The organism is uncultured Dokdonia sp., from assembly GCF_937910895.1.
Lineage (GTDB): Bacteria > Bacteroidota > Bacteroidia > Flavobacteriales > Flavobacteriaceae > Dokdonia.
The window spans coordinates 1-13,940 of sequence record NZ_CALEMI010000076.1; the positions used below are offsets into that span (position 1 = coordinate 1).

The 13,940-nt window shown below is 33.7% G+C and carries 17 protein-coding genes; 10 read left to right on the forward strand and 7 right to left on the reverse strand.

Annotated features, from left to right (window positions below; genetic code table 11):
- The 4 genes from Q0505_RS09370 to Q0505_RS09385 form a co-directional block, all read right to left on the reverse strand.
- On the reverse strand, nt 1-339 hold a 339-nt coding region (locus Q0505_RS09370; protein ID WP_299211921.1), incomplete at its 3' end, for a hypothetical protein.
- A gap of 63 nt (nt 340-402) precedes the next feature.
- Complete coding sequence (locus tag Q0505_RS09375) at nt 403-2,229, reverse strand: lysophospholipid acyltransferase family protein (RefSeq protein WP_299211924.1); 1,827 nt, start codon at nt 2,227-2,229, stop codon at nt 403-405.
- 39 nt (nt 2,230-2,268) lie between these two features.
- Nucleotides 2,269-3,522, reverse strand: a complete 1,254-nt coding sequence (locus tag Q0505_RS09380) for an aspartate kinase (protein WP_299211928.1) — start codon at nt 3,520-3,522, stop codon at nt 2,269-2,271.
- 142 nt (nt 3,523-3,664) lie between these two features.
- The gene (locus Q0505_RS09385; RefSeq protein WP_299211932.1) at nt 3,665-4,147 is read right to left on the reverse strand and encodes a GNAT family N-acetyltransferase; all 483 of its coding nucleotides are present in this window, start codon (nt 4,145-4,147) and stop codon (nt 3,665-3,667) included.
- Nucleotides 4,148-4,431: 284 nt separating this feature from the next.
- Between Q0505_RS09385 and fbp the strand changes: the two genes are divergently transcribed.
- From fbp to Q0505_RS09410, 5 genes are all read left to right on the forward strand, one after another.
- Nucleotides 4,432-5,439 (forward strand): class 1 fructose-bisphosphatase, encoded by a 1,008-nt coding sequence (fbp, locus tag Q0505_RS09390; protein WP_299211934.1) that lies wholly within the window; start codon nt 4,432-4,434, stop codon nt 5,437-5,439.
- A gap of 72 nt (nt 5,440-5,511) precedes the next feature.
- A complete protein-coding gene (locus Q0505_RS09395) occupies nt 5,512-5,862 on the forward strand; it encodes a fructose 1,6-bisphosphatase (RefSeq protein ID WP_299211937.1) in 351 nt (116 codons plus the stop codon).
- A gap of 22 nt (nt 5,863-5,884) precedes the next feature.
- Nucleotides 5,885-6,682: a cell envelope biogenesis protein OmpA gene (locus Q0505_RS09400; RefSeq protein ID WP_299211940.1), complete on the forward strand. Its 798-nt coding sequence runs from the start codon at nt 5,885-5,887 to the stop codon at nt 6,680-6,682.
- Complete coding sequence (locus tag Q0505_RS09405; protein WP_299211943.1) at nt 6,669-7,163, forward strand: Rab family GTPase; 495 nt, start codon at nt 6,669-6,671, stop codon at nt 7,161-7,163. The genes Q0505_RS09400 and Q0505_RS09405 overlap by 14 nt, the downstream gene beginning before the upstream one ends.
- A complete protein-coding gene (locus Q0505_RS09410) occupies nt 7,156-8,715 on the forward strand; it encodes an ATP-binding protein (RefSeq protein WP_299211946.1) in 1,560 nt (519 codons plus the stop codon). The genes Q0505_RS09405 and Q0505_RS09410 overlap by 8 nt, the downstream gene beginning before the upstream one ends.
- 59 nt (nt 8,716-8,774) lie before the next feature.
- Here Q0505_RS09410 and Q0505_RS09415 read toward each other — a convergent pair whose 3' ends face one another.
- Nucleotides 8,775-9,206 carry a TerB family tellurite resistance protein gene (locus tag Q0505_RS09415; RefSeq protein ID WP_299211949.1) on the reverse strand — a complete coding sequence of 144 codons (432 nt, stop codon included), beginning with the start codon at nt 9,204-9,206 and terminating at the stop codon, nt 8,775-8,777.
- 88 nt (nt 9,207-9,294) lie between these two features.
- Here Q0505_RS09415 and Q0505_RS09420 point away from each other — a divergent pair, with 88 nt between their 5' ends.
- From Q0505_RS09420 to Q0505_RS09435, 4 genes are all read left to right on the forward strand, one after another.
- Nucleotides 9,295-9,888: a HupE/UreJ family protein gene (locus tag Q0505_RS09420; RefSeq protein WP_299211952.1), complete on the forward strand. Its 594-nt coding sequence runs from the start codon at nt 9,295-9,297 to the stop codon at nt 9,886-9,888.
- A gap of 102 nt (nt 9,889-9,990) precedes the next feature.
- Nucleotides 9,991-10,422: a dCMP deaminase family protein gene (locus Q0505_RS09425; RefSeq protein WP_299211955.1), complete on the forward strand. Its 432-nt coding sequence runs from the start codon at nt 9,991-9,993 to the stop codon at nt 10,420-10,422.
- Nucleotides 10,419-12,005 carry a S41 family peptidase gene (locus Q0505_RS09430; RefSeq protein WP_299211958.1) on the forward strand — a complete coding sequence of 529 codons (1,587 nt, stop codon included), beginning with the start codon at nt 10,419-10,421 and terminating at the stop codon, nt 12,003-12,005. The genes Q0505_RS09425 and Q0505_RS09430 overlap by 4 nt, the downstream gene beginning before the upstream one ends.
- A gap of 14 nt (nt 12,006-12,019) precedes the next feature.
- Entirely contained in the window at nt 12,020-12,313 is a 294-nt protein-coding gene (locus tag Q0505_RS09435) for a hypothetical protein (RefSeq protein WP_299211961.1), read from the forward strand.
- On the opposite strand, the gene Q0505_RS09440 is transcribed toward Q0505_RS09435, so the two are convergent.
- Both Q0505_RS09440 and Q0505_RS09445 read right to left on the reverse strand, forming a co-directional pair.
- Nucleotides 12,310-12,522, reverse strand: coding sequence for a hypothetical protein (locus tag Q0505_RS09440; RefSeq protein WP_299211964.1), 213 nt, complete (start codon nt 12,520-12,522; stop codon nt 12,310-12,312). The two genes, Q0505_RS09435 and Q0505_RS09440, sit on opposite strands and share 4 nt — an antisense overlap.
- Before the next feature lie 5 nt (nt 12,523-12,527).
- A complete protein-coding gene (locus Q0505_RS09445; protein ID WP_299211967.1) occupies nt 12,528-13,112 on the reverse strand; it encodes a MarC family protein in 585 nt (194 codons plus the stop codon).
- Nucleotides 13,113-13,352: 240 nt separating this feature from the next.
- Between Q0505_RS09445 and Q0505_RS09450 the strand changes: the two genes are divergently transcribed.
- Nucleotides 13,353-13,922, forward strand: coding sequence for a DUF3109 family protein (locus Q0505_RS09450; protein ID WP_299211969.1), 570 nt, complete (start codon nt 13,353-13,355; stop codon nt 13,920-13,922).
- The last annotated feature ends 18 nt before the right edge of the window (nt 13,923-13,940 follow it).

Consider the following 13,940-nt stretch of genomic DNA (forward strand, 5'->3'; position numbering starts at 1 on the left):
ACTACCCCAATATCCGTTCAAAGAATTATTCCAGCTTGCTCCATTATCTATAGACGTATGACCATTTACTTCTCCTGATAGAAACATTCCGTCTTTAAACAATAACGTTTGATTATAGCCTCCTTGAGAATCATAACCTCCTGGTTTAACACCAATTGTAGAAAAAGTATTAGCTCCTATGTTGTATTTTTTAATGTCACCTGTTTGATTTTGAATGTAAAAACTTCCATCAGAACCTACAGTAACAGCACGTCTATTATCAGTATTAGGCGCAATAGCAACCGACCATGTACCTCCTGAATTTGAAGAAAAGTAAACTCCCTTAAGACCGGTAAACATTATATTCTTTAACAATCAGTTAATTACACAAAAACTAAAAAGACAGCTTCTATCTAAAAAATCTTATTCGTTTGCAGGCTTATGTTGCTCTTGAAGCTCTGTAGCTTTGCGCTCCAATTCTGCCTGGAATTCTTCCATAACAGGTTTTACGGTACTGTCTGGTATATCTGCAACTCTAATATACATCAACCCGTCTACAGCATTGTTAAATTTAGGGTCTACGTTAAAAGCAACCAATCGCGCGTTTTGTTTTACGTATTTTTTTATCAAAACCGGAATTCTTAATGCACCTGGCTCAATTTCATCGATAATTTTATCAAACTTTTGCATGTCTGCTTTGGTGGCATCAAAAACAAAGTCTTTATCAACGTCTTTTAGTTTTACTTTGAACTCTTTTTTAGGAAAAATATATTGTGCTATATAAGGATCATAATAATGAGATTTCATAAATTCAATCATCAATGATTTTGAGAAATTTGAAAATTGATTTGAAATACTCACACCCCCTATAAGATACTTATGTTCTGGAAAACGTAATGTGGTGTGTACGATACCTTTCCATAATAAGAATAGTGGCATTGGTTTTTGTTGGTATTCTTTTATGATGAATGCACGCCCCATTTCTATACTCTGACTCATCATCGTATGTAGTTCTGGCTCAAAACGAAAGAGGTCTTGCAAATAAAAGCCATCGATTCCGTATTTTTTGAAAATTTCTGAGCCGAGTCCCATACGATAGGCACCTGCAATTTTTTGGGTATCACTATCCCATAAAAACATGTGGTGGTAGTAGCGGTCAAATTTATCAAGATCTATAGCTTCATTGGTGCCTTCTCCTATGGCTCTAAATGTGATTTCGCGTAAGCGGCCTATTTCTTGGAGTGTATTAGGCATCTCATCTGCAGGGGCAAGAAAAACTTCGTAATTTTTAGATTGTAATAAACGACGGTCATTTTTACGCAATTGATCAATCTCTTTAAAGATTAAATCACTATTTATAGAGACGGCAATTTCTTTAGGTTCTTTGGGAACTTTAAGGGTTTGTGGAATGTTGCTTAAACGACTTTTTGTTTCAAAAGATTTAGCAAGCATATAAGTTTTCTTACGAAGAAATTCAGTAAAACTAGGAAGATCTGTATATTCTTTTTGTGCAGTTACTTTTATAGGATTTCCTATACGTACTTTAATAGTACGGTTTCTTTGAGTGAGTAATTCACTTGGAAGTTTGGCAGTACGTAATGTACTACTTATACGTGATAATTGATAAAACAGCCGACTATTTTTTGCGTGAAAATAGATAGGTACAATAGGAACTTCTGCCTTTTTAATCAGTTTTATAGCGGCTTCTTCCCAAGGTTTGTCAATAATGAGTTTGTCATCCTTATAGGTAGAGACTTCTCCTGCTGGGAAAATACCTAGCGGAGATCCTTCTTGAAGATGTAAAAGCGCATTTTTAAAACCCGTAATACTTGATTTTACGTCTTTTCGATCCTCAAAAGGATTTACGGGCATCACATAAGGTTTTAAAGGATCTATGCGGTGTAAAAGGAAGTTGGCTATAATTTTAAAATCTTCACGCTGTTCAAGCATGAGTTTAAGCAATAGGATACCATCAATACCTCCTAACGGGTGGTTTGAAATCGTAATATAAGCACCAGTTTTGGGGAGTCGTTTTAGGTCTTCTTCTGGGATCTCAAATTTGATTTTAAATTCATCCAAAAGCGCATTTAAAAAATCAAGATCGTTTAAGTGTTTATTGCGATCGTAGATTTTGTTTAAGCTGGAAATTTTAAGAGTCTTCATAAGTGACCAACCCAAGAAAGTACCGAAAAAGCCAAATTTATCAGCTTTTATAGCTTGTGCAACTTCTTTTGCGGTCACTAAACTCATCAATTACGTCTTTAAACTAAGGAGTCAAATATACAATACTTACTCTTCTTTTAATACATACTGAGTAACTGTTCTGTTTTCTTGTTTTAAAAGCACTTTCCGACCGTGTAGAAGTGTATTCCTCTCATTTGAAGAAGCGTGTCTTACAGTAAGTAAAGTAACACCTTCATTCCATCGCACTTTATACGTTGCTTTAAGTTTTTTTACTAAGGATTCTAGCGTATTAAACTTATTTTCGATACAAACAGAGAAGCTAATAGCAGAGTTTTGCATCATGGTTACTTTCATTTTATAGGTGTGTAATAATTTGAAAATATCACTTATGTTTTCTTCCATAATAAAACTAAAATCAATAGAAGATAATGAAAGAAGGATTTGATTTTTCTTTACGATATAACAAGCAACCATAGGATCAAGTTGTATTCCTTTTCCTATAAATGTTCCAAGATCATCAGGCGTTATAAAAGATTTTACGTAAAGAGGTATTTCTTTTCTCTGTAATGGTTGTAGTGTCTTTGGATGTATAACAGAAGCTCCGTAAAATGCCATTTCAATGGCTTCATTGTATGAAATACGTTTTAATAATTTGGTGTTTTTGAAGACGCTAGGATCAGCATTTAAAACTCCCGGAACATCTTTCCAAATAGTCAAATTATGTGCATTTAAACAATACGCAAAAATAGCGCCTGTATAGTCACTTCCTTCTCTACCAAGGGTTGTTGTAAAGTTGTTTTCGTCAGAAGCAATAAAGCCTTGTGTAATAAAAAGACCGTCTTTTTGAACGGCATTTTGAATCTTCTTTTGTGTCGTTTCCCAATCTACGTGAGCGTCTCTATAGCTTGTGTCTGTTTTTATAAGTTCGCGTGCATCAAGCCATTGATTTTTGATCTTATTTTCAGAAAGAAAGGCACTTACAATTTTTGTAGAGGTGAGTTCACCATAGCAGATGACTTGGTCGTATACAAAATCATAATTAGGTGATTTATTACGCTCAAGAAAACTTTTTAAGTTTTTAAATAGCGTATGTACGGTTTCAAAAATAGGATGCCCTTCAGGAAAGAGTATAGAGATGATATCAAAATGATATGTATAAGATGCTTCTATAGCTTCTGAAACTTGATCTTTATTTGTAAAGTATGCGTGTATTACTTTTTCTAGTGCATTGGTTGTTTTACCCATCGCAGATATAACAATAAGCGTATTTTTAACACCTGTTTTTTGTAAGACAGTGAGTATGTTTTTTACACTTTCTGCATCTTTTACGGAAGCTCCTCCAAATTTGAATACTTGCATTTTTTAGATTGTCTTTATACTATGTGGCAAAAATAATTCAAAAGGTTAAATGTACTCATTCCCAGATTTTTTATTCGCTTTCGCGAAAGCGTAAAAACACATACACGCAAATTATATTTTTTGTCAAGGAAATGGGTATCCTTTACGATATGGAATGAATATATTTTTGTAATCTCTCTTTATTCATTTGAACAAGATGCCAATCTTTTAAGAAAAGGGCGCCACTATTCTCATAAAAAGTGATAGCATCTGTATTCCAATCTAAAACAACCCATTCCACTCTATTCACATCCTGTGATACTGCATAACGCATTACTTGATTGTATAATGCCTTACCATATCCTTTTCCTCTATATTTTTTTGAAACAATAAGGTCTTCGAGATGTAGTGATTTGCCTTCCCAAGTAGAGAATCTATAGTAGACCAATGCCATTCCCACAATCTCCTCCTCATCTTCTGCCACAAAACAAGTAAACAAAGGGTTTGCTCCTGTTCCATAGGTGATCAATGTTTCGACTGAGATATGAACAGCATCAGGTTCGTTTTCAAAAACTGCAAGCTCAGTGATAAGAGCAAGTACAGCTGGCATATCTTCGGCTTTTGCCTTGCGAATAGGGTGATTCATAAGAAATCTGGTTTAAGTAAGCGAAAGTAAAAAATATATATAGAAGTCATCTGGACTTTTTATGATTCCCTACAAAATGACCATTTTGCGTTCATATTTTGTCTTTTTTATCACTATGTAGCGATGCTACATAGTTCAAAAAAGCTTTCATCTGAGAAAAAAAGCCTCTTTTTTCGCTTGAATAAAAAAAGTCTAGATGACTTCTTAGATAAAAGAATACGAAATCGTTGTAGTTATGGTGTTTTTTTTGAATATTTTTGCAAAAAATAACCTACACATACCAAATGGCTCGTAAAAATCAAACCCTAGGAGAGTTTATTATTGAAAATCAATCGGAATTTAAATACTCTTCAGGTGAATTATCTCGATTGATTAATGCAATTCGATTGGCTGCAAAAGTGGTAAATCATCAAGTCAATAAAGCAGGGCTTGTTGATATTTTAGGAGGAGCAGGAGATACAAATATACAAGGAGAAGATCAGCAAAAGCTTGATGTTATCGCAAATGATGCCTTTATTAAAACACTTATAAATAGAGAAATAGTTTGCGGGATTGGTAGTGAAGAAAATGATGATTTTATAACCGTAGAAGGTCATAATGACGATCATCAAAATAAGTATGTAATTCTTATGGATCCACTAGATGGTTCTTCAAATATTGATGTAAATGTTTCTGTAGGAACTATTTTTTCTATTTATAGAAGAATCACACCTTCGGGGACTCCCGTGACCATAGAAGATTTTTTACAACCAGGGCGTAATCAGGTGGCTGCCGGATATATCATATATGGTACGAGTACCATGTTAGTCTATACCACAGGTCATGGGGTTAATGGATTTACATTAAATCCAGCTATAGGTACCTTTTATCTATCACATCCTAATATGATGTTTCCTGAAGAAGGAACTATTTATTCTGTGAATGAAGGAAATTATACCCATTTTCCACAAGGGGTGAAAAATTATATTAAATATTGTCAGGAAGAATCAGAAAATCGTCCTTATACATCTAGATATATTGGCTCTTTGGTTTCAGATATACATCGTAATATGATTAAAGGGGGTATTTATATGTATCCTAAAAGCTCTGTAAATTCAAATGGAAAACTTAGATTACTTTATGAATGCAATCCTATGGCATTTATCACAGAGCAAGCAGGTGGAAAAGCAAGTGATGGCTACACTCCTATATTAGACCTCCAACCTACAGAATTACATCAAAGAGCTCCTTTCTTTTGCGGAAGCAAAAAAATGGTAGAAAAAGCAGAAGACTTTATGGCTAAGTCATTATAATAGGGATATATGTAAGTAGTATCTTCATTTTTTATATATTTGATTTGCTGTAACGTAATGAATCCCTCTTGTATGTCTAAAGGAAGTAAAGAACAGAGTAATCAAAGTCAATTAGAATCAAATTCAAAGATAGATGCGATTAAGCAACTTATTTTTGGAGAAAATATGGCTGAATACAGCCTTGAGTTTGAAACCCTTAAAAAAGATCTTGCAAACAGGCGTCAGGAATTATCAGATTATATTGATGATACCCGAAAGGAACTCATGACCGCTATTGATAATCTAAGTACAGATGTTAATATTCGTATATCAGACTTAGAAGAGTCATTAAATGATAAGGCAACATCTCTAGATGAGAAAAAAGTAGACAGATCACAATTAGGCAATTTACTTATAAAGTTAGGTGAGAGTATAAAATCTTAATAGTCCTATTATAATCCCTGTCATGGACTCAAAGGAAAGACTTGAGATTTTAAAAGAAATCTTACTTACAGAAGAGCGTGAGTTTGATAAAAATCTTGTGATTAAAATCCAGAAATTAGAATCACAACAAGAACACCTTTCTGATAGAGTGACTCCAATTCTTGATGAACGTATGGACGACTTTGTCCAGAAAATGCCTAAAACATTAGGACCTGTAATTACAGAAACGTTAAAAGCAGAGATTAAAAAATCACAAGATGCCGTAGCTGAGGCATTATATCCTGTAATGGGTAAAATGATAAAAAAGTATGTTCAAGCGGAGATTAAAAAACTCAATGAAGATATTAATAAAAGACTTAATAAAACATTTTCGTTTAAGAACTGGTTTTCAGGAAAGGATCAAAATATTGATGCAGCAGCATTAATGTATGAGCAATATAAAGCAAGAATTGAGCAAATTATGGTCATTGAAAAAGGATCAGGATTGCTTAAGGCAAATTATGCAAAGAGGCCAACTTTGGATGAAGATATGGTAGCAGGAATGTTAACAGCCATCAAAAGTTTTGTAGAAGATGCATACAATAATGGAGAAATGGAATTAGAGAGGATAGATTATGAATTGTTTACAATTCATCTTCAAAACTTTTCAAATTATTATATTGCAGTTGTTATCACAGGTATTTATGATGATGACTATAAAGACAGACTAGAAGATGTGCTTTTGGATTTTGCACAATTTGTTGTTAATAGGAGCGATTTAGAAAATTCAGAAACTTTTACCAAAAAATTAAAATCATATTTTACAGATGAGCGTATCTAAAAAAATTGTGTTATTAGGGCATTTTGGGGTAGGAAAGTCTTCACTTCTTAGACGTTTTGTTGAAAATACCTTTTCAGAAAACTATACCGTTACGATAGGTGTTCATATCATGAAAAAAGAAGTGCATTTAGAAAAAGACAATATTACGTTAGTGATATGGGATGTAGAGGGAACAGATGATTTTACAAAATACAGGTCCTCTTATCTTATGGGTGCTTCGAGTTTTATATATGTTTTTGATGCTTCTAGACCTATTACCTACGGAGATATAAAATATAACTTAGAACACCTAAAAGAAAAATATCCACACGTTTCTGCGCACATTATCGGCAATAAAGTGGATTTGGTCGATCCTGACGTTCTTTTGAACGATTTAAAAGCACAAGACATTCAGCATTCTTATCTTTCCAGTGCCAAGACTGGAGAAAATGTTGAATTGCTGTTTAAAAACGTAGCAGCACAATTACTTGAGAATGCTTAATAAGCTTAGACAAGAATTTTTAGAGAATACGACTCAATTACTTATCGTAAATAATACAAATCAGGTTTTAGACACAGATGACTCCTTGTTTTCTATAAAAAAAGGATCTGATATTACCGACTTTCACCCCTTCTTTCATGTCATTTCCTCCCTTTTTGAGGACGATAGGAAACAACAAAAATTCTATTGTGTCCAAATGGAGATAAAAGGGAAGACATGTTTTTTTGATATTCGATCACAGGTTGATTTTGAAAAAAAACAAGTGGTGTTGTTTATAGAAGATCTTACAGATCATTATAAAACGCTACATCAAATAAAACAAGTACGTAACGAGTCTATCATCAACTTTAATATTACACAGGAATTAAACCACCAATTAAACGTAGAAAGAGGTTTTAAAAATAAATTTTTAGCAAATGTAAGCCATGAGATTAGAACACCCCTCAATAGTATCTTGGGTTTTCTAAGTGTACTTGAAAATACAAGTTTAGACAGAGAGCAGTTAGATATCATAGGAATCATTAAAGATTCTTCAAAAAATCTTGTCGCCATCGTAGATGATCTGTTAGATATCTCAAAAATTGAAGCAGGACATTTAGAAATTAAAAATAAGCGGTTTGATTTTAAAAAATTTACAAAGTCACTTGTAAAAACGTACGATTTACAAGCCAACGAGAAAAGATTACAATTTGTTACAGATATCGGAACTAACATTCCAAAATTTCTTATTGGAGATCAACTTCGGCTTAATCAGATTTTGATTAATTTGCTTGAAAATGCCCTAAAATATACTCATCAAGGCACTGTAACATTACGTATATCTACTACCTCTCGTAATATGCGTCGTATTCCAGTAACTTTTGAAATTATAGATACAGGAATAGGAATCCCCAAAGAGTATCTCACAACCATTTTTGAAAGTTTCACACAATTAGAAAAACGTGGTTTATTTGGTGGTTCTGGATTAGGTCTTAGTATCGTAAAGCAACTCACTCAACTCATGGATAGTAATCTTGAAGTGAGTAGCAAAGAAAATGAGGGTTCTACGTTTAAATTCACAATTTCTCTGGGCGTTTCTCATGATCAAAAAGAAGAGAAAGAGACACCTGTTATAAGAAACTCAGAGAAAAGAAGCGGAGGGAGTAAAAAGAAAAAGTACCGCATCCTTCTTGGAGAAGATATAGAAGTGAATCAGCTTCTTATGATGCGACTATTTGCAGACGAAGGAACCTATAGTTTAGATATTGCCAAAAACGGAGAACAAGTCGTACTCTTTCTTGAAAAATACCAATATGATCTTGTGTTGATGGATCTCTCTATGCCTGTTATGGACGGTTATGATGCAGCTATGCGAATACGAAATCATACCGATAAAAAAATAAAGAAAATTCCTATTGTTGCTTTGACAGCAAGAACAACAGAAGAAGAAAGAGACGAAGCAAAGGAATGCGGCATGAATGCCTACTTAACAAAACCAATTAATTCTGATCTATTGTTTAAAACAATAGATCGACTATTGCATCGATATAAGCCAAAAAAAGAGAAGAATTAAAACCATAAAAAAGCGACAATTTTGTCGCTTTTTTTATATATAATATTATGAGAGCGTTCTTAACGGTTCATTAATTTGATTTCCTCTTTAAAAGTATCTAGATCTACACCTTCATTCACAAGAGATAACGCCTTGTCTACAATATATTTTACATTAGTTGCTGTAAACCCTAGTCCTACAGCAAGTCTTTCTAACATAACAGTTTGTTTTTCTCCAAGTTCATGATCTGAATATACCATTCTTCCAAGATCAAAAAGACGCTCTAAACGGTTTTCATAGGAGATAGGAGGATTGACACTATGAGACATGTAATCTTTTAATATCGCTTTGTAATCTTCTTCTGAAATATCAAGATTTCGAGCTGTTCTATCTAGGAATTTTTTTTCATCTTCAGTAATGATCGCATCGCTCATTGCAATACGAACCATCGCTGCAAAATGATCTTCATTACGCTTGCGGAAACCGCTATCATATAAATCTGAAATAGACATATTTTTATCTTTAAAATTAAGACACAAATATAGCTATTATTGCATCATTTTTAATTTGTACATTTGGAAAACCCCTAATATATTTTTAATGGATACTTTTTGGTTTTATTTTAAAGAAGGACTCTTCCACGTACTCGATTGGAACGCCTACGATCATATTTTATTTATTATTGTTTTGACAATTCCTTACACCTTTGCTAGTTGGAAAAGACTATTAACATTGGTAACTGTCTTTACAGTAGGTCATACCATATCATTGAGTCTTGCTGCTTATGGAGTTGTAAAAATTAACACCACCCTTATTGAGTTGCTTATTCCTGTAACTATTCTGATAACAGCACTCTATAATATTTTTACAGCAGGTAAAAAAGGACGCAAAGAAAAAGTAGGAGTGTATCTAATCGTTGCCTTATTTTTTGGACTTATTCATGGGTTTGGATTTTCTACCTATTTCAAGATGATGACGGCTAGTACAGAAGCTAAATTCCTTCCACTTTTAGAATATACTTTAGGAATAGAAGCCTCTCAAATTATCATTGTACTTTTAGTATTAATAGTGAGCTTTATAGGACAGTTTATATTCCGTTTTTCCATAAGAGATTGGGTGATGGTTATTTCTGCAGTTGTGATTGGCGTTGCTATTCCTATTTTTAGAAATGCATTAATTGCGTTAAATATTTAAGAATCTGTTGCGTATCCCATAAGAGGCACTTAAATTAGTGGTTATAAATGAGTATAGGCGTATATACGCTTTCGCGAAAGCGAACTCCGCATCCTATAATACATGGCTTCAAAGCAACATAAATACGATATCGCTTACTTAAGAATGGCGCAAGAATGGGGAAAACTTTCCTATTGTGAGCGTAAACAAGTAGGCGCTATTATAGTGAAAGATAAAATGATTATCTCAGACGGCTATAATGGAACCCCTACAGGCTTTGAAAACTTTTGTGAAGATGATGAAGGATATACAAAATGGTATGTATTACACGCCGAAGCAAACGCTATTTTAAAAGTAGCTTCTTCTACACAATCCTGCAATGGAGCTACATTATATATTACCTTAAGTCCTTGTAAAGAGTGCAGTAAACTCATTCATCAAGCGGGAATAAAACGGGTTGTTTTTAAAGAGGGATATAAAGATCAGAGCGGTATGAAATTTTTAGAAAAAGCAGGCGTTGAGATAGTACATCTTTCAAATTTAGAGGATTCATGAGATTAAAAAAGAAATACATACCCATCCTGTTTAGTTTAGGAATTGTCCTAGGAATTATCTTAGGAAGTTTTCTGAATTTTGGCTCCTCTACAGACACCGCATTTTTTAATTCCAATAGTAAAAAAGAAAAACTTAGTAAACTTATAGATTATATAGATTATGAGTATGTAGATACTGTAAATACAGACAGTATTGTAGATGTAACCGTCAATGGAATTTTGGATAATCTCGATCCACATTCTACCTATATTCCACCAGAAGAGTTACAAGAAATTGAAGAAAACATGAAAGGTGATTTTGTAGGAATCGGGATTCGTTTCTATCCTTATCAAGACTCTGTTGCTGTCATACACGCTATTGTTGGTGGTCCTAGTGATCAAGTAGGGATACGCGGTGGTGATCGTATTATATCTGCAAATGATATCCCTCTTTCTGGACAAGCCATGAGTGATGATTCTTTATCTAAAATTTTAAAAGGGCGTGTCAATACCTCTGTAAATCTTAAAATAAAAAGACAAGGAGAACCTGAACTTCTCTCCTATACTGTAAAAAGAGATATTGTTCCCATTTCTAGTGTTACGGCAAGCTATATGCTCACAGACCAATTAGGATATATCAAGATTAATAGGTTTGCCGAGTCTACGTATGACGAATTTATAAAAGCGCTTAAAGAACTTAAGTCTAAGGGTGCGATACAATTAGCCCTTGACTTAAGAGATAATCCTGGAGGTTATGTATCAAGTGCAGAGGCGATAGCCGATGAGTTTCTAGAGAAAAATAAACTCATTTTATTTACTAAAAATAAATCAGGAAAGGTCAATAAAACCTACTCAAATCGCGGTGGTATTTTTGAAGAGGGAGCGGTTTTTATTCTTATTAATGAAAACTCTGCATCTGCTAGTGAGATTGTAGCAGGAGCACTACAGGATAATGACAAAGGATTGATTATAGGAAGACGCTCTTTTGGTAAAGGGCTTGTTCAAAGGGAGATGTCATTAGGAGATGGGAGCGCTGTAAGACTTACTATTGCCAGATATTATACACCTACAGGAAGATCTATACAGAAACCTTATGAACTAGGGAATAAAGATTATTTTGAAGACTACTTAGAACGTTATGAAAATGGAGAGCTTCGAAGCGCAGATAGTATTAAAGTCGCAGACTCTCTTAAATTTAAAACCCCTTTGGGGAAGATCGTCTATGGAGGAGGAGGCATTATACCAGATGTATTTGTTCCTAAAAATATAGATTATGAGATAGAGCACCTCAATTATTTACTGCGATCTGGATACATGCGTATGTTTATTTTTGAAGAATTAGAGAAAGATCGTTCGTATTATAATACACTTTCTTTAGAAGAATTTCAAAATGACATTATGATATCCGACACAATTGTCGAAGATTTTATATCTTACGCACAATTAAGGGGAATTAATTTAAGAGCAAAAAAATATAGGAACGTTTATAAAAGCTACCTAAAAGCCACTATGGCAAAACAGCTCTTTGGCGACAACGCTTTTGAACAAATGGTAAATCAAGATGATGCGATTATCCAAAAAGTCATAAGCCTAAGTGCCAATTAGGGGGATATATTATTATGGTTATAGTTGCATCTGTATTTGTATTTATTATTGCTGTTATTTTTAGATTACTAGATAACAGTGCTAAGCTATTTATTTCTAACGGAATATCAGTAAGTCCGTTTTATCTTCCGGCAGCAACCGTTATAGAAGAGATGAATAAGCTAGATGACGACAAGTTGAAACAAAAATTAAGACGAAACTTACTCTACCAAAAATTACATAAGTTATTTACAATCCTAGCCATTATTACTCTGATTGTAGGAATTGGTTTAGAGATCTACAAGCCAGAACTTATATACCTATTTTAAAGTGAGCGTTTACGCTCTTTTTCCTTCTTAGCAATTTTTCTAGATACGAGTAAGATAAGAAGGAGGATAATAGCACAAGTACTCCCTACAATACCAATAAATGCGACCGTACTATCACCTTGAAAAGGAGCTTCAAAATTGATCTGAGTAATATTATAAATAAGTAATAGTGCGGCAAGGATGATAAATACTGGAATAGCAATACGCATAAGTTCTATTTAAATAATTCTTGAATATTTGCAGTAAATAACTTTACCGCAATGGCTAGCAAAATTACACCAAAAACTTTTTGAATAATAGCGATTCCGTTTTTACCCATAAATTTTTCTATATGTCTAGATGTTTTTAAGACAATATATATAAGTATAATATTGATGGTAATAGCAATAAGGATATTTTCTATTTGGTATTCTGCACGTAATGCTAGAAGTGATGTTAAACTACCAGGTCCTGCTAGCAATGGAAATGCCAATGGAAAAACAGAGACTGTTTTTGCACTCAAATTTCCATCATCTTTAAAGATACTCACACCTAAAATCATTTCTAATGCTAGGAAAAATAGAATAAAAGATCCTGCTACAGCAAATTCATTAACATTAACCCCTATAATACTAAGAATACGTTCTCCTATAAACACAAAAGCAATCATAATAACGAGTGCCACTATAGATGCCTTTTCGCTTTGAATATGTCCTGCTTTTTTTCGCAGTTTGATCACAATAGGAATATTACCTAAAATATCAATAACCGCAAATAAAATCATGGTAGCGGCTGTTATTTCTTTTATGTCAAAATTCATAATAAAATCTTTCACAAGATGAGTGGCAAAATTACCATAATTTAAAGGATTATAACTGTATAATACGTGTGAAATTAATGCAAAGTATAGGTGAATTTATACGCTTTCGCGAAAGCGTATACAGGAATATTTTGACATCACATATTCAGCATAAAAAGGTTTTAACACCCAGAAATTGCAAACTCTTTAAATTTGTAGATAGCTATTTTATAGCTCATACTTTCGAGGTATCTTTGCGTAATGTTTCAGCTTAAAAATACCATCGTTTCTGAGGATATCATAGAAAAAGATTTTGTGTGTAATCTCAATGCGTGTAAAGGCGAGTGCTGTATCGCTGGAGAAGCTGGTGCACCACTTGAAGAAGACGAAGTCCAAATCCTTAAAGAAATCTATGAAGACGTAAAGCCTTTTTTACGGTCAGAAGGGATTGCAGCTATAGAAGCACAGGGAACATCTATCACAACAGCTATAGGAGAGTTGGAAACTACCTTGGTCAATGGCGCAGAATGTGCCTACGTCACATTTACTGATAAAGGCATTGCTAGCTGTGGGATAGAAGATGCGTATAATGCAGGAAAAGTAGACTTTAAAAAACCAATCTCTTGTCATTTATATCCTGTTCGCGTACAAAAATACAGTTCGTTTTCTGCAGTAAATTACCATAAATGGCCTATTTGTGATGATGCGTGTACGTTAGGAAAAGAATTGCAAGTGCCCGTTTATAAATTTGTAAAGGAAGCGCTTACGCGAAAATTTGGAGAAGCGTGGTACCAAGAATTGGAGGAAGCTGCAAAGGGAATTAGATCTTAAAGCTAAGTCTCGGTATAG